Below are 24396 nucleotides of genomic sequence, written 5' to 3' on the forward strand. Positions count from 1 at the left end.
CGGCCCTCGGCCACCCCACCACCTTCTTTTCGCCGCCACCGTTGCCGGCGCGACCTTTCGTGCATGGACGGAGATTGATGTGACCACTCCGCGCGTCGGCGAGCAGCCCGTGACCGCACCGGACCGGACCTGCCGGCCCTCCCCCACCTCCCGCACACAGATCCCGCAGCAGGGCGCCGGCTCCGGGGTGGCTCCGCGCACTCGCCGCATCCTGATGCTCTCCTGGGAGTACCCGCCGGTGCTGGTCGGTGGGCTCGGCCGGCACGTGCACGCGCTGTCGGTGGCCCTGGCCGCCGCCGGGCACGAGGTCACCGTCGTCACCCGACACGCCGAGGACGCACCCCTCGAGGAGTACGCCGACGGCGTACGCATCCTGCGCGCCGCCGAGGACCCGGTCACCTTCCCGCTCGCCACCGGCTCCCTGCTGGCCTGGACCATGGCGTTCAACCACACCCTCACCCGGGCCGCCCTGCGCGCCACCGAGTCCGGCACGTACGACGTCATCCACGCCCACGACTGGCTCGTCGCGCACACCGCGATCACCCTGCGCGAGCACCTCGACCTGCCCCTGGTCAGCACCATCCACGCCACCGAGGCCGGCCGGCACCAGGGCTGGCTGCCGGAGGAGATGAACCGCACCATCCACGGCGTCGAGCAGTGGCTCACCGGCGAGTCCAGCCGGGTGATCGCCTGCTCCGGCTACATGCGCGACGAGGTGGGCGCGCTGTTCGGGGTGCCGGCCGGCCGGGTCGACGTGGTCCCCAACGGCGTCGAGCCGCACCGTTGGAAGGCGCCGAGGGTGGCGGTCGCCGCGGCCCGGGCCCGGTTCGCCGGGGACGGCCCGCTGGTCACCTTCGCCGGCCGGCTGGTCTACGAGAAGGGCGTGCAGCACCTGCTCGCCGGCCTGCCCCGGCTGCGCGAGCGGCACCCCGGGCTGCGCGCCGTGATCGTCGGCGACGGCCCGTACAAGGCCACGCTGGAGGCGGAGGTGCACCGGCTCGGGCTGGGCGGCGCGGTGAGCATGCCGGGCTTCCTCGGCGGCACCGACCTGCCGGCGGTGATGGCCGCCTCGGACTGCTTCGCGGTGCCCAGCATCTACGAGCCGTTCGGGATGGTGGCCCTGGAGGGCGCGGCGGCCGGCGCGCCGCTGGCGGTATCACGGACTGGCGGGCTGGCCGAGATCGTCGAGCCGGGCGTCACCGGAATGACCTTCGCCCCGCAGGATCCGGACGGGCTGGCCGAGGCGGTGCACGCGCTGCTCGCCGACCGGGAGCGGGCCCGGGCCCTCGCCTGCCGCGCCCGCGCCATGGTGCACGAGCAGTACGGCTGGTCGGCGATCGCGTCCCGCACCGCCGCCACGTACGCCGCCGCCATCGCGACGGACGCCGCGGTCACCGCCGCGCGGGCCGAGCAGCGGATGGCCCTCGGCCGGGCGCTCCCGCCACTGTCGGAGGGCAACCTGCTGGCCGCCGCCGGCCTGCGCTGAGGCGTACCCGCGGGCGGGCGACCTCGGGCGGGGTCGCCCGCCCGACGGCGGCCGCGGTCCGGCGGGTCACCGGGATGGGCCGAGACACCTGATCAAGCGGTCACGATCTTGCGTCCGGGCTGGTCGCAGCCGGTGTCCATCGGACAGACTCGCGTGGACCTGTCGGGACGAGGTCCGAGGAGACGCGGGTGCGGGTGCTTCTGGTGGAGGACGATCTGCGAGTCGCGGCCGCGTTGTCCGCGGCGCTGCGCCGCCGGGGCCACGCGATCATCACAGCCACCACCGCGTCGGAGGCGGCCGCGGCGGGGCCGGTCGATCTCGTCCTGCTCGATCTCAACCTGCCCGACCGGGACGGCCTGGAGTTGTGCCGGCAGATCCGCCGACACAACGAGGACATCGCCATCATCGCGGTGACCGCCCGGTCCGAGGAGCGGGACCGGGTAGCGGGGCTGCGGGCGGGTGCCGACGACTACGTCGTGAAGCCGTTCTCGATGGCGGAACTCCAGGCCCGGATCGAGGCGGTGATGCGCAGGACGGCCCGCGCCACGCGAGCTGAGACGACGCTGGAGGTCGGCGAGCTGCGGGTCGACCTCAACGCCCGGCGCGTCTGGCTCTCCGACCGGGAGGTGAGCCTGACCCGCAAGGAGTTCGCGCTGCTGATGGCGTTGGCCCGGCAGGCGGGAACGGTCGTGTCCCGGGACCGGCTGCTGATGGACATCTGGCAGACCACCTGGAACGCCGGGCACACCCTCGACGTCCACGTCGCGGCCCTACGGGGCAAGCTCGACGACGCCGGCCTGGTGGAGACCGTACGCGGGGTGGGGTACCGGCTACGGCCGGGGTAGCCCGGCGCGGGGCTTCCCGAGCCGATCCTCAGATCATCCTCAAGAAATCCCACACCGTCGACCGTGGACGAGGTGGCTGGCGTGTGCTGTCCGGACTGTGCCATCCCTCCTGTTCTGGAGTTTCCATGAGAAACAGACGGACGACAGCGCTTCTCTCCGTCCTGCTCGCCGCCAGTCTCGCGGCGGTCGCCACGCCCGCGCCCGCACAGGCCGAACCGGCGGCTGTCACCGCACAGACCGAGCCGAACCAGGTACACGGCCTCACGGTCGTGCAGGGTGACGGCTACGCCACCCTCGGGTGGACGCCGGTCGACGGCGCCACCGACTACCAGATCGAGCGCACGCCGGTCGCCGTCGACGACTCGGCAACCGGCCCATCCGTCATCACCGGCGTCTGGCGCCCGAACCGCCAGATCAACAATTCCTCGCCGACCTTCGCCGACGCGGGATTCAACCCGGGCGCCCGGTTCCAGTGGCGGGTGCGTGCCCGCTTCGGGACCACCGAGCAGCCGTACTCGGAACCGGTGTCCGGCACCACTTCGGCGCCGTGGGGCGACCCGAACGTACCGGGCGAGAACCTGCGGACCCAGTGGGAGACCACTCTTGCGGCGCAGTACACCAGCGACGTCGACGAGTACGCCTACACCGCGGCGATCGACGAGCTGAGCGACCGGGTCCGGGTGACCGAGATCGGCAAGACCGCGCTCGGCCGGCCGATCAACATGTTCGTCATCGGCTACCCCACGCCGCCGGCCACCCCGGAGGCGGTGGCGGCCACCTCGCCGTTGATGGTCAACTGCAACGTGCACGGCAACGAGCCCGGTGACCGGGAAGGTTGCCTGATCATGGCGCGGCAGTTGGCCTTCAGCAACGACCCCCGGACGCTCGACCTGCTGTCGCACACCACCGTGCTCATCGTGCCGACCATCAACGGCGACGGCCGGGCCGCCAACACCCGGGGCAACTCCACCGGGCAGGACCTGAACCGCGACTACTCGCTGATCCGCCAGCCCGAGACGTTCGCGCTGATGCAGATGCTGCGCGACTACCGTCCGGTGGCCGGCTACGACGGGCACGAGTTCGGCAACTCCAGCGCCGGCGACCTGCCGATGCTGCCGCCCCGGCACCAGAACGTGGCCCAGTCGATCTTCGACGAGTCGCAGCACATGATCGAGGGCCACATGTACACCCAGGGCGCCAGGGACGGCTGGTGGCCGTGCCCGTACGGGTGCAACGGCGGCGGGAACGTGGGCCTGAGCGAGGAGACGATCCTGCGCAACACGCTGGGCCTCAAGAACGTCGTCAACTCGCTGCTGGAGCTGCGCAGCTCCGGTGGCACCACCCGACCGGACGAGGGCAACACGGCGAACAACCGGCGGCGCAAGGCGTACTCCGCGCTCTGGACCTTCAACCAGTTCCTCGACTACCACCGGGCGAACCTCAAGGAGATCACCTCGGCGCGCGCCGACGCGATCACCTTCCAGGTCTCGAACACCGGCCGGATCGTCTTCCGCGGGTCCCGCCCGATCGAGGCGCACCCGGCGCCGCACCCGGGTGAGGCCCCGCCGCCGCTCGACGCGCCGCAGCCCGACCGGATCCTCAACGACGCGCCGTGCGCGTACAAGCTCACCGAGGAGCAGTACCACGGGGCCCGCACCGACGGGCCGGCCGGCCAGCGCACCACCGTGGCCCAGCGCCTCGCCGCGCACGGCTGGAAGGTGGTCAAGGTCGCCGACGGGTACGTGGTCCCGCTGGCCCAGCCGGAGCGGGGGCTGATCCCCCTGCTGCTCGACGGGCAGGCGGTCGAGAAGATGGTGGACGCCGAGCGGCTGTACCCGACCGTGACCGGCCAGCACAGCGGTCAGCTGGTGGTTTCCGGGGTGACCTGCCTGCGGGACGCCACGGTGACCGGTCCGGTCCGGGTCCGGCCCGGCGCGGCGCTGATCGCCACCGGCTCGTCGATCATCGGCCCGGTGGACGCCAGCGGTGCGGCCGGGGTCTTCCTGACCGACAGCGCGGTGGAGGGCCCGGTCCGGATCGCCGAGACCAGCGGTCCGGTGGTGGTCGTCGACGCCACGGTCACCGGCCCGGTCGAGGTGTCCGACAACCGGGGCGACGCGCCCCTGGTGGCGGCCAGCACCGTGACCGGTCCGCTGCACTGCGGCGGCAACGCCTCGGCGCCGGTCGACCTCGGGCTGGGCAACTCGGTGCAGGGCCCGAAGACCGGGCAGTGCGCGAGCCTGTGACCTGCTGACCGTCGTACCGGCAGGCCCTGTCGGGCCTGCCGGTACGACCGACCGTACGACCCGACCGGACCTGGAGAACGCCGTGGACCAGCCCGTCAATCCCCCGCCACCCCGATCCCTCCCCCGGCTCCGGCGGCCGGCCCGCCGTCACCACCCCCGGCGACGGCTGGTGGCGCTCGCCGGGGTCGCCCTGTCCCTGGTGCTCACCGGCTGCTCCGGCGTCGAGCCGCGCGCTGCGGCCGGCGGGACCGCCGCACCGGCGGCCGCCGTGGTCAGCGGGCCCCTGTGCGACCTGCTGCCCTCGGGCAGCGATCCGGGCAACCCGGCGTCCCTGGCCGGTCAGCCGGCCGAGGCGGCCCTGCAGTGGCTTCCCGTGCTCACCACGTTCGAGGCCGCGGTACGGGCGTCCGGGCTGGCCGCCGACCTGCGCGGCGGGTCGGGGCTGACCATCCTGGCCCCGACGGACGACGCCTTCGCGGCCAAGTTCTCCGAGGACACCCTGGACCAGCTGCTCCTCGTCGACAAGGACAAGCTTCGCGGCCTGCTCCGCGAACACCTCGTCGCCGGGTCGCTGTCGCTGTCCGACATGGTGGCCGCCGGCCAGGTCACCACCCTCGCCGGTACCAGGCTCACCGTCACCGGACGCGAGACGAGCGCCCGCCTGGCCGACCGGGCCGACACCGTGTGTGCCGACTACCGGGTCGCCAACGCGCGGATCCACCTCATCAACCGGGTGCTCGGTGACCTGCCCACCACCGCCCGCGCGGACGGGCACCGGGCGCACTGACCGGCCCGAGCTGAACCTTGACCGCAGAAAGCGCAGGTCGTAGGGTTCCGATCCACCTCAGTTGATCTCTCCCCAAAGCGAAGAGAGGCATCCCGATGCGCCTGTCGAAGCGTCCCCCCGGGGCGGTCCCGTCCAGAAGAACGGCCAGCCTCACCGCGTTGCTCCTGCTGGCCGGCATCACGCCGGTGCTCGCTGGCGCCCCGGCCGGCGCGGCCCCCACGCCCGGCTGCAGCACCGACCCCGCCGCCCGCCTGTCCACCGTGCCCAGCCCGGAGTCCGCGCTGGGCTTTCCGCTCGGCACGGGCCAGGAGCGGGTCGTCACCAACGACGAGGTCCGTAACTACCTGACGGCCATCGACACCGCCTCCGACCGCGTCGTCACCGGCGTCATGGCGACGAGCGTGCTCGGCCAGCCGCTGCCGTACGCCATCGTCTCCAACGAGCGGCACGTCCAGCCGGGCGCGCTGCAGCAGATCGCCAACGACATCCGCGACCTACGGGATCCGCGCGGGACCACGGCGAAGAAGGCCGCCGAGACCGCGACCGACCGCCCGGCCATCGTCTGGGTGACCGCGAACGTGCACGGCGGCGAGAAGAGCGGTACGGACGCCGCCCTCAAGACCCTGTACGAGCTGGCCTCCGGCCTGTCCTGTGCGGTCGCGGAGCGGAACGACAACCTGGTCACCGTCATCGTGCCGACGCAGAACCCGGACGGCCGCGACGCCAGCCGGCGGCAGAACGAGTACGGCTTCGACATGAACCGGGACTGGTTCGCGCGTACCCAGCAGGAGACCGACGGCAAGATCGAACTCTTGCGGCAGTACCCGCCCCAGGTCTTCGTCGACGCGCACGAGATGGGCGGCTCGCAGTACTTCTTCCCGCCCAACGCCGACCCGATCCACCACGAGATCGCCAGCGAGAACGTCGACTGGATCAACCGGATCGGCGAGGCCAACAAGGCCGGCTTCGGGTTCAACGGCGCCTGCGGCGGGGCCGTCACCACCGAGTGCTACTTCAACTACGCAAGGTACGACCTGTTCTTCATGGGGTATGGCGACACGGTGCCGGCCGCCGGCTTCGGCGCCGCCGGCATGACCTTCGAGAAGGGCAGCGCGTCGGCGGTGGCCAACCGGGTCCAGCAGCAGTTCCACACCCAGTGGTCGACCCTGGGCTGGGCCGCCGCGAACAAGCACGAGGTGCTGAGCGGCTACTTCAAGATCTGGACGGACGCCCTGGCCCAGGGCAGGGCCGGCACGCTGGAGCCGAACGAGGTGGTCCAGCCCACCAACACGGTCCAGTTCCCGGTGCCGGACGTCAAGATCCGGTCGTACTTCCTGCTGCCCGACCGTCAGCTCGCCGACGTGCGCAAGCTGGTCGAGCGGCTGCGCCGGATGGACGTCGAGGTGTACGAGGTGACCAAGCCGACGAAGGTGCCGACGGCCCGGATCGCCGGCGGGCGCACCGCGAGCGACGTCACCGTGCCGGTGGGCGCGTACTGGATCCCGATGGACCAGCCGCAGAAGCACTGGATCCAGGCGATCATGGGCGAGGACGCGTACGTGCCGTTCCCCTACTTCTACGACGTGTCGGCCTGGAGCAACCCGCTGCTGATGGGTGTGGACACCATCTACACCGGGGACGACGTCCGGCCCCAGGCCCAGCTGGTCCGGCGGATCTCGGGCGGCAAGACCTCGGCGGCGCCGGCGTTCGGCTCGTACGCGTACCCGCTGGACTCCGCGGCAGCGGCCGAACTCACCTTCCGGCTACTCGGCCAGGGCGTGCCGCTGGTCCGTGACCTCGACACCGCTGTGGTCGGACTCCCCGCCAAGAACCTGACTTCGGAGATCGACGACCTTGCCAGGTCCCTCGGGGTGACCCTGACCCCGCATGCCGCGGCGGCCAGCGGATCGACGGTGGACCTGCCGGATGTCGGGCTGTTCCAGGGCACCGGCATCTCGCTGACCTCCGGCTCGCACGGCGAGGCCCGGTACCTGCTGGGCAAGCGGTGGGGCCTCGACCTGAAGCCGGTGACCACCGCCGACATCAACGACAACACGCCCGCGTTCACCGAGCGCACCGTGCTGCTCGTGCCGGACGGCAGCAGCGCGACCGGCGGGCTCACCGCCGCCGGGCAGGCCAACCTGCGGAACTGGATCGCCCAGGGCCACACCTACATCGGGTTGCGGAACGAGGGCACCCGGATGGCCCGGGCCGCTGGCCTGACCTCGGCGACCGAGAAGGGGAAGCCTGGCGGCTACCAGGTGCCCGGCTCGCAACTGCGGGTCGACGTCGATCACGACAGCCCGGTCGCGCTGGGCCGCCCGGCGGAGGACTTCGCGTTCAACAACGAAGACTCGATCCTGAACCCGAGCAGCACCGGCACCAACGTGCTCAGCTACCCGTCGGGTGACACCTTCTGGTCGAACGGCTACGCGGTGCACAGCGACGCGCTGAAGGGGACGGTCGCGCTGGTGGACGAGCCGACCGGCGCCGGCCGGGCGGTGCTGTTCGCGTTCAACCCGCTCTTCCGGGCGTACACCGAGAACGCGCAGCACCTGGTGGCCAACGCCCTGCTCTACCCGTCGAGTGAGGCGGCGAACCGCGCCGGCCTGCGCGCGACCGGGGTTGACCCCGCCCGGGCGGCTGCGGCGGCCGCGCCGGTGGCGGAGAACCTGGGCGGCGAGTGGCGGCCGATCACCGTCGAGGTGGCGGCCGGTGACCGCGACCGCGCCGAGGCGGTCGTCGCCCGGTACACCGACACCGCCCGGGTCTCCGTGGCGGACGGGTCGGCCTACCTGGTGATCCCGAACCGGGACGGCCTGCAGGCCGACGAGCACCCGTACCTGCGTGACCTGGTGAACGCCCTCCGGGACACGCAGATCCCGCTCCGCTCCCTGGTGGGCTGACCCACCGGCCCGCGGAACACGCGAAGGCCGCCGACCCGCACGGGGTCGGCGGCCTTCGTCGTCAGGACCGGCGTCAGCGCTCCGCGGCGGGGACGTAGTCCCGCTCGGCGTAGCCGGTGTAGATCTGCCGCGGGCGGCCGATCTTGGTCTCCGGGTCGTTGATCATCTCGCGCCACTGGGCGATCCAGCCGGGCAGCCGACCCAGGGCGAACAGCACCGTGAACATCTTGGTCGGGAAGCCCATGGCCTTGTAGATCAGGCCGGTGTAGAAGTCCACGTTCGGGTAGAGCCGGCGGGAGACGAAGAAGTCGTCCGCCAGCGCGATCTCCTCCAGCTGCACCGCGAGGTCCAGCAGCGGGTCCGGCTTGGCCATCCGGCCCAGCACGTCCTGGGCGGCCTTCTTCACGATGGCGGCACGCGGGTCGTAGTTCTTGTAGACCCGGTGGCCGAAGCCCATCAGCTTCACGCCGTCCTGCTTGTCCTTCACCTTCCGCACGAAGGAGCGGACGTCCCCGCCATCGGCCTTGATCTTCTCCAGCATCTCCAGCACGGCCTGGTTGGCGCCGCCGTGCAGCGGGCCGAACAGGGCGTTCACCCCGGCCGAGACCGAGGCGAAGAGGTTGGCGTTGCTGGAGCCGACCAGCCGGACCGTGGAGGTCGAGCAGTTCTGCTCGTGGTCGGCGTGCAGCACGAAGAGCATGTCCAGCACCCGGGCCACCACCGGGTCGACCTCGTACGACTCCGCCGGCACGCCGAAGGTCATCCGCAGGAAGTTGTCCACGTAGCCCAGGGAGTTGTCCGGGTACAGCAGCGGCTGGCCGATGGACTTCTTGTAGGCGTACGAGGCGATGGTGGGGACCTTCGCCATCAGCCGGACCGTGGACATCTCCACGTGCTCGGAGTCGAACGGGTCCAGGCTGTCCTGGTAGAAGGTCGAGATGGCGCTGACGGCCGAGGAGAGCACGGCCATCGGGTGCGCGTCGCGCGGGAAGCCGTCGAAGAACCGACGCATCTCCTCGTGCAGCAACGAGTGCCGCCGGATCCGCTCGCTGAACTCGGTGAGCTGCTGCTGGGTGGGCAGCTCGCCGTAGATCAGCAGGTAGGAGACCTCCAGGAAGGAGGACTTCTCGGCCAGCTGCTCGATCGGGTATCCGCGGTACCGGAGGATGCCGGCGTCACCGTCGATGTAGGTGATCGCCGACGAGCAGGACGCGGTGTTGACGAAACCGGGATCGTAGGTGGTCATCCCGGTTTCCTTCAGCAGCTTGCTCACCCCGATGCCCGCCGGGCCCTCGACCGCGGCCTGCACCGGCATCGAAAGCTGCCCACCGGGGTGATCGAGCTTGACTTCCGTCATCTGGTTCCTCGCTTCGCCGGCGAATCTTCGTTGAATTGCCTTCGCTTTTACCGTAATCACGGTCCCCGGGGTACCGCCCGCCGTGGTTCGGTGGTGAGGTATGCGTCACCCGATTCCCGGCCCGACGGCTGGGAAACCCTGGTGGGCGGGGGCGAGCCCGACGATGACGGACGTCGGGGGAGGAAGCATCAGGACAGCGTCAGGCGGCGCAGGGCGCCGTCGGAGCCGACCCGGTAGAGGTCGAGCCGGTTGGCCCCGGCGCGGAACAGGTGGTCGTCGGCGAGGAGGGCGGCGAAGCGGCGGCCCCCCTTGTCCCGCGGCACCACCGGCACGACCGCGCCGACCCGGCCGTTGACCGCCACCGCCAGCAGCGTGCCGTCGGGCACGTCCCGGGGCACCGTCCCCCAGACCAGGGCGGGCAGCTCGCCGGCGTCCGGGTCGACGCGGTCGAACGAAGCCCGGTTCGCCACCGTGGCCGTCCCGCCGGTCGGCCGGTCGCCGACAACGGTGCCGACCAGCGGGTGCGGCGCGGGGTCCGGCGGGCGGGTCGGCACCCCGCCGCGCAGGGTCAGCGGCTGGCCCGGGCGGTCGTAGAAGTGCTTCTCGGCGCCCTCGCGCGGGGCCTGCCGGGCGGAACGCCCGTCGACCGTCCAGGGAATCCGCACGTGCACCGCGTCGGCGATGGTGGGCAGCAGGTCGACGTGCTCCCAGTTGCGGTCGTCGACCCGGCCGGCCCGCTGCCCGGGGCTCCGGACGAACATCGGCACCCAGGCCACCTCGCCGGCCGCGTGGTCGATCGCGTCCAGCCCCCGGCCCTGCCAGTCCCGGGTGAAGCTCACCCCGTGGTCGGCGGTGAGCAGGATCAGTGCCTTGTCCCACAGACCGGTGGCGCGCAGGGTGCGCAGCGTCTCGCCGACCAGCCGGTCGGTGTAGCGCAGCTGGGCCAGGTGCCGGGCCCGGGCCAGCTCGACCCAGCCGGCGCCGTCGTTGGGCAGGTCATCGGGGGCGGCGTAGCGCGCTCCCGAGGGCAGGAACGCCCAGGGCGCGTGCGGCATCAGCAGGTGCAGGAAGTGCAGGGTGGGCCGGTTCGACGGGCGCAGGCCGGCCAGGAAGCTGGTGAACCGGGCCGGCTGGTTCTCGTTCAGGTTGTCGAAGCGGAACCTCGGGTCGTCCGGGACCGGCTCGGCGGCGTCGAGCCCGGCCTCGGCGCGGGTCCGCTCCCGGTACGACTCCTCCGGGTCGACCCGGCTGTCCACCGGCGCGGTGACCTGCTTCAGCAGCGTGCCGCTCTCCCGGACCAGCACGCCGAGCCCCTGCTCCGGTCTGCTGGGCTGGTCGCACCGGCTGGGCGGGCAGAGCCGGGTGATGCTCTCCTGGGCCCGGATGTCGTACAGCCCGCCGAGGGCGGTGAAGAGGTTGTCCGGGTACTGCGAGTAGTGCGGGGCGAGCGGCTCGGCCGGGTAGCGGCCGGTGAGCATCGCCGGCAGCGCGTACGGCGTCCAGCCGCTCACCCCGGTGGCGTTGCGGTACCAGGTCGACCCGGCGGCCAGCTCGGCGAAGTGCGGGTAGGCGGTCGCGTCGATCTTCCCGTCCGGGCCGAGCAGGGAGACCAGTGGCAGCTCGTCGAGGACGATCATGACCACCGGCGGGTGCTCCCCCGGCCCGGGGACTCCCGCCGCGCCGCCGTGCGCCCGTGGCAGCACCACCGCCGAGGAGGGCGAGGCGAAGAGGAAGAGCACGACGAAGACCGGCGGCCCGATCGCGGCGACCCGCAGCACCCGGCCCGGCCCCCGCCACCGCGCGTGCGCCGCCGCACCGGCGGCGCCGAGCACCACGGCGGCGAGCAGCAGCGGTACGCCCCGCAGCGGCGTGCCGTGCCGGCCCAGCTGCACGGCCAGGGCGGCCAGCAGCAGCCCGACGGTCCCGGTGTGCGCTCCCCGCCGGACCCGCCCGCCGGCCAGCCCGGTGGCCAGCCCGAGCAGCGCGACGGCGAGCGTGGGCAGCAGCGCGATCAGCGCCACCAGCACCAGCACGTCACGCGGGCCGGCGCGGTGGAAGAGGAAGAAGTCGGGGCTGCGCCCGAGCACGTCGAGCAGGGGCTGGGTGACCACGAACCCGAGCAGGGCGGCCACCTCCAGCAGCCGGCCCCACTCGGCGCGCCACCGGACGCCGGCGGCCGGGGACGGCGTGGACGCCGGTGGCGGACCGGGGTCGCGCCGGCCGATCGGCGGCGCGAGGACAGGATCAGCCACCCACCACCGCCTGGTAGAGCGTGCGGGTGCCGCAGGGCAGCTCCTGCTGCCGCTCGACCCGGCAGCGCGCCGCCAGCAGCCGCTCGAACTCCTCGCGCCGGTAGTCGGGGAAGATCCCGTCCGGCTTGTTGGCCAGCAGCCGGCGCGCCATCGGGTCCTCGGCGTGGACGAACTCCACCACCAGCCGGCCGCCCGGCCGGGCGTACGCGACGAGCTGGTCGAGCAGCTCGGGCAGCGGCACGTTGCGGCCGATGACCAGGTGGTGCGCCAGGGCCAGGGCGAGCACCACGTCGGCCCGGGCCCGGTGGGCGAAGCCGGCCCGCTCGACGCCCCGCCAGCCGCCCCCGGGCGAGGGGTCGGCCAGGTCCATCACCAGCGGCAGAATTCGCCGTTCACCCTCGGCGCACAAGGTCCGGTACAGGGTGTCGACCACCGCCGGGTCCTGCTCGACGGCGACCACCTGCGCGGCGTGGCGGGCGGCGATCCGGGCGTACCGGCCGTCGTTGGCGCCGAGGTCGAGCACCAGCCGGGGCTGGCCGGTGCCGCGCACCGCCGCCTCGACGAAGCGCTCCTTCTCCTCCCGGTCCCGCATCGTGTAGCCACACGTGCGCTGGTAGTCGACCCAGTGGCTGCCCTCCGCGCGCCGGTCCAGCCGGCGGACCAGCCGGTCGATGCCGCGTACGGTGGCCAGGGCCAGGTCCCGGGAGTAGCCGGCGGCCCGGAGCTGGGCTCGGACCTCGGTGGTGCTGGCGCGGGCGTTGCGGCCCTGCAGTGCGCCGTGCAGGTGCACGTGGGTCGGCACGCCGGGCAGCAGCCGGCGGGCGCCGCGGAACAGGCGGCGCATCTGGTCCGGCTCGATGCCGTCGACCCGGGCCCGCAGCCAGGGCTGGAAGTCCAGGCCGAGGTGGGCCTGGAGCAGCAGCGGGTAGAGCAGGGTCTGGCAGAACTGCCGGTAGCCGGCCCACGGCTCGCCCTCGGCGAGCGGCGCGAAGGAGCCCACGTCGATGAAGACCGGGCTGACGCCGCGCCACTGGAGGTTGTAGGCGGACCCGTCCTTGGTGGTGAACCCGGCGGAGAGCGCCCGGTGCAGGATCTCCAGGTGCAGCAGCGCCGCGTCGCGCAGCATCGCGAACGACCACTCGTACGGGTGGGAGACGAACGGGATGCGCTCGTGCCGCAGCACCGCCACCCAGCCGGGCAGCCGGGCGGGGTCGACCGGCTCGGTGCCGCAGACCTTGCCCTCGGCGAGCAGCTCGGCGAAGAAGGCGCTGCCGGACAGGGCCCCCCAGTCGCGGGCCCCCTGGGGGCCGAGCCCGCGCAGCACCTCCTCGCCGGCGTGGAAGACCCGGTTGGCCGGGTCACGGAAAGAGCCGGGCTCGACCCGGATCCGGGTGTCGGGGACCGCCATCGGTGGTGCCGGCCCTGCTCAGCCGCGGTCGGTGGGCTGGCGGCGGAACCGGTCGACCAGCCGGCGCCAGTAGACCTTCGCGGCCACGGCCGCCCCCGCGACCCCGCCGACCACCGCCTGCACGATCAGGCTGCCGGACCCCGCGTCCAGGTAGGCCAGGTGCATCACCGACCGCTCCCTTCCCTCGCCGTCGTGTGGCCGGCGCTCCGAGTACGCCAAGATGAGGCTTTTCCACCCTTAAGGCCGGAGTTGTTCCTTGTCACGGTACGCCGCCGGAGGCGTTCGTGCGGGCCACACGGATCCCTCCGGGCCCCTGTCCGTTCCGTTCAAGACCGCGGCCCCGGCCCCGTCTAGCGTCTCGGCCATGACACCTCGCCTGGATCTCGTCGGCACGGCGGTCGCCGACATGGCCCGCACGCTCGACTTCTACCGGCGGCTGGGGCTGGACATCCCGGCCGAGGCCGACTCCGAGCAGCACGTGGAGGTCACCCTGCCCGGGGGTGTCCGGCTGGCCTGGGACACGGTGGAGATGGTCCGCACCTTCCACCCGGGGTGGACGGCGCCGACCGGCAGCCCCCGGGTCAACCTCGCCTTCCGCTGCGCCGACCCGGCCGAGGTGGACCGGTACTGGGCCGAGCTGACCGGGGCCGGCTTCCACGGGGAACTACCGCCCTGGGACGCCTTCTGGGGCCAGCGGTACGCGGTGCTGCACGACCCCGACGGCACCGGCGTCGACCTCTACGCCCCGCTGGGCGGCTGACCGTCCCCCACCGCCAGGTCAGCGCCTCAGCAGGGCCGCCGGGGGCACGCCGGCCAGCTCACGCACGTCGCGGGTGAGGTGCGCCTGGTCGGCGTACCCGCTGCGGGCGGCCACCTCGGCCAGCCCGACACCGGTGCGGGCGAGCGCGAGGGCCCGGCGCATCCGCAGAATGCGGGCGAGGGTCTTCGGGCCGTACCCGAAGAGGGCCTGGCTGCGCCGGTGCAGGGCGCGCGGGCCGAGGCCGACCTCGGCGGCGGTCGCGGTGACGGTCGCCCCGGCGGCGAGTAGCGCGGCGACCCGCCCGCCGAGCGGGTCGGGACCACCGGCGGCGGCCAGCCGGGCGGCGACGACCGCCTCCAGCGCGGCGCCGGTCGGCCGGTCCCCCAGCCGCTCGGCGACCTCGGTCGCCGCGCGCCCCCAGAACGCGTCGAGCGGCACCCGGCGGTCCCGCAACTCGTCGGCGGGAACACCGAACACCGCCGGGCCGGTGCCCGGCGGCAGCCGCAGCCCCAGCCACCGCTCCCCCGGCGCCGAGGCGGTCAGGTACGCGCTGCGGTCCGGCCCGGCCACCAGCAGCCCCGACCGGCTGGAAAAGAGCAGGTCGAGGCAGCCGTCCGGCAGCACCCGGCCGGCCCCGCCGTCGCTCACGCTGGCCCACAGCACCGCCCCGCGCAGGGTGGCCCGACGTTCCCGGTACATCCCACCCAGCCTGCCACGCCCGGGCCGGCCGGCACCCGCCGCGCCGGACGGTGCCGGACGCGGCGCCGGCCGGGGTGCGGAGCGCGCGCGACGGGGACCCCGACGGGCGGCCGGCGCACCGCCTCGTCGAGGTCCTCAGTCCCCGACCCCCGGCGGGGGTGGCGCGGGGCGGCGGTGGTGCATGGCGAGCCGGAGCAACAGGAAGCGCAGGGCCGTGGCGGCCAGGTTGGCCGCCATCAGCACCGCCAGCTCGACCAGGCGAAACGGACTGGTGGCCGCGTGCAGGGCGGCCAGCGACCCGCTGGTCAGGGCCAGGCCGAGGCCGAAGGCGAGCAGCCCCTGCAGGTGGTGCCGGCCGGCGTGCCGGCGACCGGTGATGCCGAAGGTCAGCCGGCGGTTCGCCGCGGTGTTCGCCACCGCCGTCACCAGCAACGCCAGCAGGTTGGCCCACTGCGCGCCGAGCACCCCCCGGGTCGCCAGGAACAGCACCAGGTACGCCAGCGTGCTGGCCACCCCGACGGCGGCGAAGCGGGCCAGCTGCCGGGGCAGCCCGACCAGCACGTGGGCCGGCGGGACGGTCAGCGGCGCACGGCTGAGCTGCTCGCGCAGCCGCCCCACCGGCAGCGCCCCGGTCAGCAGCGCCCAACCCAGCCGGCCGATGCCGCGCAGGTCGGCCACGGCGGTGGCGACGACGTCCACCCGGCTGTCCGGGTCGTCCACCCAGTCCACCGGCACCTCGTGGATGCGCAGCCCGGCCCGCTGGGCCAGCACCAGCAGCTCGGTGTCGAAGAACCAGCCGGTGTCCTGCACCAGCGGCAGCAGCTCCCGCGCCACGTCGGCGCGGATCGCCTTGAAACCGCACTGCGCGTCGGAGAACCGCGCGGCGAGGGCCCCCCGCAGCAACAGGTTGTACGCCCGGGAGATCACCTCCCGTTTGGCGCCCCGGACCACCCGGGAGGTGCGCGCCAGCCGGGTGCCGATGGCCAGGTCGGAGTGGCCGGAGATGAGCGGCGCGACCAGCGGCAGCAGCGCCGCCAGGTCGGTGGAGAGGTCCACGTCCATGTAGACCAGCACCGGGGCGTCCGAGGCCGACCAGGTGGCCCGCAGCGCCCGGCCGCGGCCCTTGGCGGCCAGGTGCCGCACCTCGACGCCGGGCAGCTCCGCGGCGAGCGCCTCGGCGACCGCGAGGGTGCCGTCGACGCTGGCGTTGTCGGCCACGGTGATCCGGAACGGGTACGGGAAGTGGGCGCTCAGGTGCGTGTGCAGCCGCCGTACGCAGGGGCCCAGGTCGGCCTCCTCGTTGTGGACCGGGACCACCACGTCCAGCACCGTGGTGGGCGCCGCGACCCGGGTCTCGACGGCCGGCCGGGGGCCGGTGGCGTCCGTCATCCTCATCCCCGCTTCCCGCTGCTCAGGTCGTAGACGGCGACCCCGTCGACGGTCCTGGACTCGAAGGTCTCGGCGACCCAGGCGGCGATCTCCTGCGAGGCGGAGCTGCCCCCGTTGGCCCGGAACCCGCCGCCGCCGAGGAACCAGTGGATCCGGCCGTCGGCGACGTACGCCTGGAACCGCGCCAGCGTCGGGGACTGGTCGCTGCCGTTGAAGCCGCCGATCGCCATCACCGGCTCACCCGTGGCGAGCTGGTAGCCGGAGGCGTTGTTCGAGCCGATGGTGGCCGCCATCCAGGTGTAGTCGTCGGCGTCGGCCGCCAGCAGCGCCGTCAGCTCGGCGCTCGGCTCGCGGGAGTCGAGCAGCCCGCCCATCGCGCCGCCGCGCGGCGACCGGCCGTCACCGCCGGCGCTCTGGCCCGGCTGCCCGCCCGGGAAACCGGGGAACTGTCCGGTCTGGCCGGTGCCGCCGGGCAGGCCCGGAAAGGCGCCCGTGCCGCCGTCCTGGCCGGCCCGGTTGCCGCCCGGGAAACCGGGGAGCTGGCCGCCGCCCGGGAAGCCGCCCCGCCCCGGGCCGAAGCCGCCCTGCACGGCCGGGCCGGCGCTCGGGATCGCACCGGTGTGCGGGGTGGCCGCGGTCTGCAGGGCGTACCCGGCCGGCCCGGCCAGCGCGGACACCGTGCCGAGGGCGAGCACCACCGGCACGACCCGCCGGGGCAGCCGGTCCGCCAGCAGGACGAGCACCGCCGCGCTGAGGCCGACGACCAGCACCGCCGTGCGCAGCCAGGGGTACCAGTCCGGGCTGCGGCCCAGCAGTCGCCACGACCACCAGGCGGTGACGGCGAGGGTCGCCGCCAGCATGCCGGTGGCCAGCAGGCCCCGGCGGCCCGCCCACCGCTCGGGCGTCGCCTCGGCGGGCACCGGACCCACCGCCGCGTCGGGCACCACGACCGGGCCGGGCGCGGCCGGGCGTGCCCGCCAGAGCAGGACGGCGCCGCTGCCGACCAGGGCGCCGACCGCCGGGGCGAGGGCCACCGTGTAGTACGCGTGGAAGATGCCGGACATGAAGCTGAAGATCAGCCCGCTGACCAGCAGCCAGCCGCCCCACAACAGCAGGCCGGCGCGACGCCGGTCGGTGCGCGCCGAACGGCCGGCCAGCACCAGGCCGGCGACCAGCAGGATCAGCGCGGCCGGAAGCAGCCAGGAGATCTGGCCGCCGACCTCGGTGTCGAACATCCGCAGCCAGCCGCTCTGGCCGGCGAACGGGCCACCGCCGCCGGCCCGGCCGCCACCAACGCTGCCCTCCTCGTTGCCGGTGATCCGCCCCAGGCCGTTGTAGCCCAGGGTCAGTTCGAGGATGCTGTTGCCCTGCGAGCCGCCGATGTAGGGACGGGCGCCGGCCGGCGCCAGCTCGACGACCGCCACCCACCAGCCGGCGGCGACGACCAGGCCCAGCCCGGCCAGCAGCAGCTGCCGGATCCGCCGCCACCGACCGGTCGGCGCGGCCAGCAGGTAGACCCCGGCGAAGACCGGGACCACCAGGAACGCCTGGAGCATCTTGGTGAGGAAGCCCAGGCCGACCAGCGCGCCGGCCAGGGAGATCCACCGGGTGCTGGCCGTCTCCACCGCCCGCACCGTCGCGTACGCGCCGAGCACCAGCAGCAGGACGAGCAGGGCGTCGGGGTTGTTGAAGCGGAACATCAGGGTGGCCACCGGGGTGAGCGCGAGGACCGACCCCGCGATCAGGCCGGCGACCGGGCCGTACCAACGCCGCACGGTGGCGTACAGCGCGCCGACCGTGGCCACGCCGAGCAGCGCCTGCGGCACCAGGATGGACCAGCTGCTCAGGCCGAAGATCCGCACCGACAGCGCCATCAGCCAGAGCGACGCGGGGGTCTTGTCCACCGTGATCGAGTTGGCCGCGTCGGACGAGCCGTAGAAGAACGCCTTCCAGCTCTCCGAGCCGGCCTGCGCGGCCGCCGAGTAGAAGGAGTTCGCCCAGCCGGACGCGCCCAGGCCCCAGAGGTAGAGCACCCCGGTGGCGAGCAGCAGCACGGCCAGGGCCGGTCGTACCCAGGTCGGGTCCCGGCGCGACCGCGGGGGTTCCGCCGCCACGGGTACGGGTTCCGGTGCGGGTGGCAGCGGCGGTGCGGCCGCCGCCGGCGCGGTCAGCAGGCTCTCGGTTCTGTCCATGCGACGAGCCTGGCGAAGCCGGCTAGATCGACCCCGTGACCGGGCTATGGGTCAGCTGTGGAAGCCGGCAGCAGGACCCGGAAGACGGTGCGGCCCGGCCGGCTCTCCACCTCGACGAACCCATGGTGCGCCTCCACCACCGCCGCCACGATCGCCAGGCCGAGGCCGGTGCTGCCGTGCTCCCGGGACCGGGAGCTGTCGCCCCGGGCGAAGCGTTCGAAGACCTCGCCCTGCAACTCGGGCGGGATCCCCGGCCCGTCGTCGGCGACGCTGATCTGCACGCCGCCGGGGGCCCGGGCCAGCCGGGTGGTCACCGTGGTGCCGGGCGGGGTGTGCACCCGGGCGTTGGCCAGCAGATTCGCCACCACCTGGTGCAGCCGGACGGCGTCGCCCGGCACGTCGAGCACCTCGTCGGGCAGGTCGAGCTGCCAGCGGTGCTCCGGGCCGGCGGCGTGCGCGTCGCTGACCGCGTCGACGATCAGCGCGGTCAGGTCGACCGGCTCGGCCACCAGCGGCCGGCCGGAGTCCAGCCGGGCCAGCAGCAGCAGGTCGTCGACGAGGCTGGTCATCCGGGTACTGGCCGACTCCACCCGGCGCAGCGCGTGCGCCACGTCCGGCGGCACCCGGTCCCGGCCGCGCCGGGCCACCTCGGCGTAGCCGCGGATCGCGGCCAGCGGCGTACGCAGCTCGTGGCTGGCGTCGGCGACGAACTGGCGTACCCGGGTCTCACTGGCCTGCCGCGCGGCGAGCGCGGCGGCGACGTGCCCCAGCATCCGGTTCAGCGCCGCCCCCACCTGCCCCACCTCGGTACGCGGGTCGGTGTCGCCCTCGGGCACCCGCACCGACAGAGCCACCTCGCCGCGGTCCAGCGGCAGCTCGGTGACCCGCACGGCGGTGGCGGCGACCCGGTTGAGCGGGCGCAGTGTGGCCCGCACGATCAGCGCGCCCAGGCCTCCGGCGACCAGCAGGCCGGCGGCGGCGACACCCGCCTGGGCGGCAACCATCCACCAGACCGTCTCGTGCACCCCGGCCAGCGGGATCGCGAAGACCAGCACGTCGCCGTCGGGCACCTGCCGGGCCGCCGCCCGGTAGTCGCCCCGATCGCCCAGGTCGACGGTGCGCGGCCGCCCGTCGGTGGGCACCCGGGTCAGCGCCGACAGGTCGGCGGCCGGCAGTGCTTCGGCCGGACCGGAGCTGCTGCGGATCCGCGCGGACACCACACCGCCGTCGACGACCTTCGCCGCGATCGAGTCGGGCGGGAAGCCGGCCGGCGGCTCGGGAACCCGCTGGCCGTCCACCCGCTGCCGCTCGGCGAACTGCCGGTACCAGAGCGGGGGTTCCTGCTGCCGGCGGTCGTCGAGGGTGAGCTGGTTGTCGACCTGGACCACCAGGAAGTGCCGCAGCGCCACCGTGGTCAGGCCGCCGATGGCGATGCTGACCAGGGCGAACAGCGCCACCACCGCGGCGACCAGGCGGGCCCGCAGGGACCGCCCGGCCAGCCAGGAGCGCAGCCGGCCGCCCCGGTCACTCCGCGGGCTTGAGGACATAACCCGCGCCGCGCAGCGTGTGGATCATCGGCGCCCGTCCTACGTCGATCTTCTTCCGCAGGTACGAGATGTACAGCTCCACGACGTTGGCCTGCCCGCCGAAGTCGTAGTTCCAGACCCGGTCGAGGATCTGCGCCTTGCTCAGCACCCGGCGCGGGTTGCGCATCAGGTAGCGCAGCAGCTCGAACTCGGTGGCGGTGAGGGTGACCAACTCGCCGCCGCGGCGCACCTCGTGGCTGTCCTCGTCGAGGCTGAGGTCGCCGACGGTGAGCACGGCGTCGTCACGGGCGGCCACGGCGAAGCCGGAACGGCGCAGCAGGGCGCGCAGCCGGGCGATGACCTCCTCCAGGCTGAACGGCTTGGTGACGTAGTCGTCGCCGCCGACGGTCAGCCCGGCGATGCGCTCCTCGACCGCGTCCCGGGCGGTCAGGAAGAGCACCGGCACGGTGGGGGTCTGCTCGCGCAGCCGGCGCAGCACCTGGAAGCCGTCCAGGTCGGGCAGCATCACGTCGAGGACCACGGCGTCCGGCTGGAACTGCCGGGCGGCGCTCAGCGCGGCCATCCCGTTGCCGGCGCTGCGCACCTGCCAGCCCTCGTAGCGCAGGGCCATCGACAGCAGGTCGGTCAGGGTCGGCTCGTCGTCGACCACCAGGACCCGGACCGGCTCGCCGTCCGGGCGACGGAGTTCGATCCGCTGCTGCGCTGCCTGCCCGTCCATCACCATGCCCCCATCGTCGGCGCCGTGCCTGGCGTCGACCTGTGCGCATCCTGTGCGCGTCCTGTGCGCGCCGACCCGGGTCGGCTCGACGGTACCGGCCCGGCGGGCGCCGCGCGGGGGAACGGGACGGGCGGCGCGGGTGGCGGTGACCGACCGGGCCGCGCTGCCGCAGGCGACCGCACGGCGGGCCGGTGACCGGGCTACTCGCTCGCCCCGACGGGATAGGTGCGCACGAAGCGCATCGTCCAGACCCCGCTGCCGTCGCGCCGGTCCCGCGCGTAGAGGTGGTCCGGCCCGCCGCCGCCCGGGGGTGGGCCGGCGTCCGGGTGCCGCATGACCCAGCGCTCCGGCGGGTGGCCGCCCGGGTCGGCGGGCACCTCCCGGACCAGGTCGTGGGCCGGCCCGCCGACGAAGCGTACGGTCACCTCGCCCATCCGCGTCCCCCTCCGTCCCACGCCGTCCGCACCGGTGCACCGGACGTCCCTGGCTGGCAAGCTACCGCACGGCGGTCGGCCCCGAGCCTGCTCCGGGTCGACCCGCCCACGGGTTGCCCTGCTGAGACCGCGGGTACCGGAGCTCGGGAACGGCGGGCGGTCGCCCTCAACGACTGGTCCCGCACCCCCGCCTGACCGGCGTTTCACCCGATCGAGGCCGGGAACGCGGGCCGGTGACTGACGGGAGGAACGCGATGCCGGATCCGAGTTCCTGGCTGAACGAGGCCACCGCGACCGCCTCGGGCGGTCACGTACGCACCGACGACGGCGGCTGGTCCACGGCGCTGGCGTCCCCGCTCGCGCCGCACTGCACGGGCCTGACGCCGGAGCAGCTGCTGGCCGCCGCGTTCGCGTCCTGCCTGCACCACGCGGCGGTGGAGGCGGCCGGCGAGATCACCGACGAGGCGCACACCGTGCAGGTCACCGCCGAGGCGAAGCTGGGCCGCGACGACGACGGCCGGTACCGGGCGGACGTGCACGCCTCCATCTCGTCGGTGGGCCTGAGCCGCGAGCAGCTGGCCGACCTGGTGGAGTACGCCGACCGGATCTGGCCCTTCTCCAGCGGCGACGCCAGCCGGCACCGGTTGACCGTCACGCCCGCCGACGGGCGTCGCTGAGTCACCAGCGGAAGCCGGCGGTCACCGCCCGGTGGTCGGAGTCCGGCGTCCGCAGCACGTCGGCCTCGGTGGGAGTGAGTCCGCGGTAGAGCACGTGGTCGGGTCGGGTGACCGGCACCGACGAGGGCCAGGTGAACCCGAAGCCCCGGCCCGCGTCGGCCTGGGCGTCGCCGAGCAGGCGCGTCAGCGGGTCGAAGACCCGGTCGGTGGTCGCGGTGTTCAGATCCCCCAGCACCAGCAGCCGGTCGGCGCGGTCCGACCGGACCACCCGGGCCAGGGTGCGGACGGTCTCGTCCCGGGTGGCGGTCTTCCCGGCCCGGGCCGATCCGAGATGCACCACGTAGACCACCAGGTCCCCGCGCGGGGTGGCGACGACCGCCCGCAGCCCACGGGTCCAGCCGAGCCCGGTGTCCACCCCCGCGGAGTCCCGGATCGGGTAGCGGCTCCACAGCGCGACGGTGGAGACCGACGCCCGGTGCGGGTAGCGCTGCCGCAGGTCGGGCGCGAGCCGGTCGGCGTCGTCGACCTCCTGGAGTGCGATGAGGTCGACGCCGGCCTCGGCGAGCGGGGTCACCGTGGCGGCGGGGTCGGGATTGCCCGCCCGCAGGTTCTGGCTGGCCACCCGGATGCCGGCCGGCCCGGCGCCGGCGCCGGGCGGCAGCCAGGCGCCGGCGTACATCAGCGCCCAGACGGCCGCGGGAAGCCCGACGGCCACCAGCGCCCGCCGGGAGCGGCGCAGCAGCGCGACCAGGGCCAGCACCGGCACCGCCAGGCCCAGCAGCGGCGTCGCGCTGTCGAGCACACTGCCCAGGCCGTGCACGTTCGGCACCGCGCGGTGACCGGCCAGCACCGCCGCCAGCAGCACGGCGAGCAGCACCACGACGAGTCCACGCCGGTCACCGGGGCGGTGCGCGGCACCGCGGACGGGCTCGTCGATCATGCTGTCGGTCACCGTCCGCATCGTACCGAGCCGGGTGCCGGGCGACGGCGACACCGTGGGCGCCGGCCGCAGCCGGGGGTTCCACCGCGCGGTGGGCCCGCGGATCGGCGGTACGGCCGGCGGCCGTCGCCGAAGGGATGAGGGCCGCCCGCCTCGCCAGCGCGCTCACGGCCCGCCGGATTCCTCCGGTAGTTTCCGACATCAAGGATAAGTAGGACTGGCGAGGTCGGTGCCGTTCCTCGCAGAGCGGCACCAATGCCCGGTCGGATCATGGCAAATTGTGCCGCATGCCACCAAAGACCCCGGTGGCAAGCGGCGGCAGACTCTCTAACCTCGGCGGGTGCTTCCCGACGACTCCCCTCAGCAGCAGCTGTCCGAGACCCGACCGGGTGCCCGTCCCGCTGATGCCGCATCGGGCGAACGGAGGATCGGCCGGCACCGCGCCCCGGAGCCGTCCCGCCGCGGGACCCGGGCCCTGCTGGCCTCGGCCCCCGCCCGGGTGGCCCTCGCCTGCGGCGTGACCTGCTGCCTCGGCCTGGTGGCGTTCGCCGGCGCGCACGACACCGGCCAGCACGGGAAGCCGGTCAGCGAGGTGCTGGCCGACCGGGCCGCGGCCACCGACCGCGCCTCCCGGTCGCTGGACCGGGGCGCCTCGCCCGTCGCCGTCCCCGTCACGCCGATCCCCACGGCCAGCCCGAGCCCGGCGGCCACCCGGCCGCCGAAGCCGAAGCCGGCCAGGTCCAGCCGTCCCCGGCCGGTCGCCGGTCTCACCCAGGCGCAGATGGACAACGCGAAGGTGATCGTCGACGTCGGCGTCGAGATGAAGATGCCCCGGCGCGGCCTGATCGTCGCCATCGCCACCGCCATGCAGGAGAGCGACCTGTACAACCTGGCCAGCGACGTGCTGCCCGAGTCGTACGACCACCCGCACCAGGGCAGCGGCTCCGACCACGACTCGGTCGGGCTGTTCCAGCAGCGCCCCAGCAGCGGCTGGGGCACCGTGGCCCAGCTGATGCGCCCCGCGTACGCGGCCCGGGCGTTCTACGCGGCGCTCGCCGAGGTGCCCGGCTGGCAGGAGCTGAGCGTGACCGCTGCGGCCCAGGCGGTGCAGATCTCGGCGTTCCCCGACGCGTACGCCCCGCACGAGCAGCGGGCCACCACGGTGGTCGCGACGCTGACCTGACCCGCCCCCGCGCTCACGCCACCCGGGTGCCCGGCTCCGGCCGCTGCACCGACACCTCGGTCGCGCCGGCGGCGGCCCGGGTCGCCGGGACACCGCCCGTGGACGCGGCGGCGGTGGGCGTGTCGGCCGGCACCGCGTCCACGGCCACACCGGCCAGGATCTGGTCCACCCGGGCCTCCCGGCACCGCCGCTCGTGCAGCGCCGCCTCGAACTCGCGGCGGGCCTGCACCGCCTCGGCGTACACCCGCTCGCGGACCCGCCGGGCCTCCTCGCGCGCCGCGTCGAGCTCGCTGCGGGCCTGCGCCAGGATCTCGGCGGCCTCCCGCTCGACCGCCGACGCGGTGCGCCGGGCCGCCGCCGCGTCGTCGTCCGTGGGCGAACCCTGGCGGTCGACCAGGCCGCGCAGCAGGCTCGCCTCCTGCCGGATCTGGTCCCACTCCCGACCCGCGCCGGCGGCGACCTCCGCCCGCGCCGCGAGCCGGGTCAACCGGATCCCGAGCTCGTCGAGGCAGGAATCGACCTGCCGCTGGTCGTAGCCGGTCTCAACGACGGAGAACCTCATACTGTCGC

20 protein-coding genes are annotated in these 24396 nt (G+C 74.2%); 8 read left to right on the forward strand and 12 right to left on the reverse strand.

Annotation, left to right across the window (positions count from 1 at the left end):
• Positions 1-79: 79 nt before the first annotated feature.
• The 5 genes from AB0I41_RS10810 to AB0I41_RS10830 all read left to right on the forward strand — a co-directional run bounded on the left by AB0I41_RS10810 (position 80) and on the right by AB0I41_RS10830 (position 8270).
• Positions 80-1486 carry a glycosyltransferase family 4 protein gene (locus AB0I41_RS10810; protein ID WP_357104714.1) on the forward strand — a complete coding sequence of 469 codons (1407 nt, stop codon included), beginning with the start codon at positions 80-82 and terminating at the stop codon, positions 1484-1486.
• Positions 1487-1674: 188 nt separating this feature from the next.
• Positions 1675-2331: a response regulator transcription factor gene (locus AB0I41_RS10815; protein ID WP_357104716.1), complete on the forward strand. Its 657-nt coding sequence runs from the start codon at positions 1675-1677 to the stop codon at positions 2329-2331.
• Between the two features lie 125 nt (positions 2332-2456).
• Positions 2457-4577 carry a M14 family zinc carboxypeptidase gene (locus tag AB0I41_RS10820; RefSeq protein ID WP_357104719.1) on the forward strand — a complete coding sequence of 707 codons (2121 nt, stop codon included), beginning with the start codon at positions 2457-2459 and terminating at the stop codon, positions 4575-4577.
• An 82-nt stretch (positions 4578-4659) separates the two neighbouring features.
• Positions 4660-5364: a fasciclin domain-containing protein gene (locus AB0I41_RS10825; protein ID WP_357104722.1), complete on the forward strand. Its 705-nt coding sequence runs from the start codon at positions 4660-4662 to the stop codon at positions 5362-5364.
• A 95-nt stretch (positions 5365-5459) separates the two neighbouring features.
• Complete coding sequence (locus AB0I41_RS10830; protein WP_357104725.1) at positions 5460-8270, forward strand: M14 family zinc carboxypeptidase; 2811 nt, start codon at positions 5460-5462, stop codon at positions 8268-8270.
• Positions 8271-8343: 73 nt separating this feature from the next.
• Here the strand turns inward: AB0I41_RS10830 and AB0I41_RS10835 are convergent, their stop codons facing one another.
• The 4 genes from AB0I41_RS10835 to AB0I41_RS10850 form a co-directional block, all read right to left on the reverse strand.
• Positions 8344-9627: a citrate synthase gene (locus AB0I41_RS10835; protein ID WP_357104728.1), complete on the reverse strand. Its 1284-nt coding sequence runs from the start codon at positions 9625-9627 to the stop codon at positions 8344-8346.
• A 188-nt stretch (positions 9628-9815) separates the two neighbouring features.
• Positions 9816-11852 carry a sulfatase-like hydrolase/transferase gene (locus AB0I41_RS10840; RefSeq protein ID WP_357104927.1) on the reverse strand — a complete coding sequence of 679 codons (2037 nt, stop codon included), beginning with the start codon at positions 11850-11852 and terminating at the stop codon, positions 9816-9818.
• A gap of 19 nt (positions 11853-11871) precedes the next feature.
• Positions 11872-13287, reverse strand: coding sequence for a class I SAM-dependent methyltransferase (locus AB0I41_RS10845; RefSeq protein ID WP_357104731.1), 1416 nt, complete (start codon positions 13285-13287; stop codon positions 11872-11874).
• Positions 13288-13305: 18 nt separating this feature from the next.
• Entirely contained in the window at positions 13306-13455 is a 150-nt protein-coding gene (locus AB0I41_RS10850; protein WP_357104733.1) for a hypothetical protein, read from the reverse strand.
• 196 nt (positions 13456-13651) lie between these two features.
• Here AB0I41_RS10850 and AB0I41_RS10855 point away from each other — a divergent pair, with 196 nt between their 5' ends.
• Positions 13652-14047 (forward strand): VOC family protein, encoded by a 396-nt coding sequence (locus tag AB0I41_RS10855; RefSeq protein WP_357104736.1) that lies wholly within the window; start codon positions 13652-13654, stop codon positions 14045-14047.
• Between the two features lie 18 nt (positions 14048-14065).
• On the opposite strand, the gene AB0I41_RS10860 is transcribed toward AB0I41_RS10855, so the two are convergent.
• From AB0I41_RS10860 to AB0I41_RS10885, 6 genes are all read right to left on the reverse strand, one after another.
• Entirely contained in the window at positions 14066-14746 is a 681-nt protein-coding gene (locus tag AB0I41_RS10860) for a helix-turn-helix transcriptional regulator (protein WP_357104739.1), read from the reverse strand.
• Between the two features lie 135 nt (positions 14747-14881).
• The gene (locus tag AB0I41_RS10865) at positions 14882-16135 is read right to left on the reverse strand and encodes a glycosyltransferase (protein ID WP_357104929.1); all 1254 of its coding nucleotides are present in this window, start codon (positions 16133-16135) and stop codon (positions 14882-14884) included.
• 2 nt (positions 16136-16137) lie between these two features.
• On the reverse strand, positions 16138-18327 hold the full coding sequence (locus AB0I41_RS10870) for a glycosyltransferase family 39 protein (protein ID WP_357104741.1): 2190 nt from the start codon (positions 18325-18327) through the stop codon (positions 16138-16140).
• Positions 18328-18371: 44 nt separating this feature from the next.
• The gene (locus AB0I41_RS10875; protein WP_357104744.1) at positions 18372-19874 is read right to left on the reverse strand and encodes an ATP-binding protein; all 1503 of its coding nucleotides are present in this window, start codon (positions 19872-19874) and stop codon (positions 18372-18374) included.
• Positions 19852-20592: a response regulator transcription factor gene (locus tag AB0I41_RS10880; protein ID WP_357104932.1), complete on the reverse strand. Its 741-nt coding sequence runs from the start codon at positions 20590-20592 to the stop codon at positions 19852-19854. Before AB0I41_RS10880 ends, AB0I41_RS10875 begins: the two co-directional genes overlap by 23 nt.
• 200 nt (positions 20593-20792) lie before the next feature.
• A complete protein-coding gene (locus AB0I41_RS10885; protein ID WP_357104746.1) occupies positions 20793-21026 on the reverse strand; it encodes a hypothetical protein in 234 nt (77 codons plus the stop codon).
• Positions 21027-21280: 254 nt separating this feature from the next.
• Here AB0I41_RS10885 and AB0I41_RS10890 point away from each other — a divergent pair, with 254 nt between their 5' ends.
• Positions 21281-21703, forward strand: a complete 423-nt coding sequence (locus AB0I41_RS10890; RefSeq protein ID WP_357104748.1) for an OsmC family protein — start codon at positions 21281-21283, stop codon at positions 21701-21703.
• A gap of 1 nt (position 21704) precedes the next feature.
• On the opposite strand, the gene AB0I41_RS10895 is transcribed toward AB0I41_RS10890, so the two are convergent.
• Positions 21705-22655, reverse strand: coding sequence for an endonuclease/exonuclease/phosphatase family protein (locus AB0I41_RS10895; protein ID WP_357104750.1), 951 nt, complete (start codon positions 22653-22655; stop codon positions 21705-21707).
• A 328-nt stretch (positions 22656-22983) separates the two neighbouring features.
• Between AB0I41_RS10895 and AB0I41_RS10900 the strand changes: the two genes are divergently transcribed.
• A complete protein-coding gene (locus AB0I41_RS10900) occupies positions 22984-23826 on the forward strand; it encodes a hypothetical protein (RefSeq protein WP_357104752.1) in 843 nt (280 codons plus the stop codon).
• A gap of 13 nt (positions 23827-23839) precedes the next feature.
• Here AB0I41_RS10900 and AB0I41_RS10905 read toward each other — a convergent pair whose 3' ends face one another.
• The gene (locus tag AB0I41_RS10905; RefSeq protein ID WP_357104755.1) at positions 23840-24388 is read right to left on the reverse strand and encodes an ATPase; all 549 of its coding nucleotides are present in this window, start codon (positions 24386-24388) and stop codon (positions 23840-23842) included.
• Positions 24389-24396: the final 8 nt, after the last annotated feature.

The sequence above is a fragment of the Micromonospora sp. NPDC050200 genome (assembly GCF_040656135.1).
In the GTDB taxonomy this organism is placed as follows: Bacteria; Actinomycetota; Actinomycetes; order Mycobacteriales; family Micromonosporaceae; genus Micromonospora.

Excerpts from the sequence above, each read along its gene's own strand:
- AB0I41_RS10820 (WP_357104719.1), top strand. The coding sequence starts at position 2,457 with ATGAGAAACAGACGGACGACAGCGCTTCTCTCCGTCCTGCTCGCCGCC.
- AB0I41_RS10830 (WP_357104725.1), top strand. The coding sequence starts at position 5,460 with ATGCGCCTGTCGAAGCGTCCCCCCGGGGCGGTCCCGTCCAGAAGAACG.
- AB0I41_RS10835 (WP_357104728.1), bottom strand. The coding sequence starts at position 9,627 with ATGACGGAAGTCAAGCTCGATCACCCCGGTGGGCAGCTTTCGATGCCG.
- AB0I41_RS10845 (WP_357104731.1), bottom strand. The coding sequence starts at position 13,287 with ATGGCGGTCCCCGACACCCGGATCCGGGTCGAGCCCGGCTCTTTCCGT.
- AB0I41_RS10855 (WP_357104736.1), top strand. The coding sequence starts at position 13,652 with ATGACACCTCGCCTGGATCTCGTCGGCACGGCGGTCGCCGACATGGCC.
- AB0I41_RS10860 (WP_357104739.1), bottom strand. The coding sequence starts at position 14,746 with ATGTACCGGGAACGTCGGGCCACCCTGCGCGGGGCGGTGCTGTGGGCC.
- AB0I41_RS10865 (WP_357104929.1), bottom strand. The coding sequence starts at position 16,135 with ATGACGGACGCCACCGGCCCCCGGCCGGCCGTCGAGACCCGGGTCGCG.
- AB0I41_RS10870 (WP_357104741.1), bottom strand. The coding sequence starts at position 18,327 with ATGGACAGAACCGAGAGCCTGCTGACCGCGCCGGCGGCGGCCGCACCG.
- AB0I41_RS10875 (WP_357104744.1), bottom strand. The coding sequence starts at position 19,874 with ATGTCCTCAAGCCCGCGGAGTGACCGGGGCGGCCGGCTGCGCTCCTGG.
- AB0I41_RS10880 (WP_357104932.1), bottom strand. The coding sequence starts at position 20,592 with ATGGACGGGCAGGCAGCGCAGCAGCGGATCGAACTCCGTCGCCCGGAC.
- AB0I41_RS10885 (WP_357104746.1), bottom strand. The coding sequence starts at position 21,026 with ATGGGCGAGGTGACCGTACGCTTCGTCGGCGGGCCGGCCCACGACCTG.
- AB0I41_RS10890 (WP_357104748.1), top strand. The coding sequence starts at position 21,281 with ATGCCGGATCCGAGTTCCTGGCTGAACGAGGCCACCGCGACCGCCTCG.
- AB0I41_RS10905 (WP_357104755.1), bottom strand. The coding sequence starts at position 24,388 with ATGAGGTTCTCCGTCGTTGAGACCGGCTACGACCAGCGGCAGGTCGAT.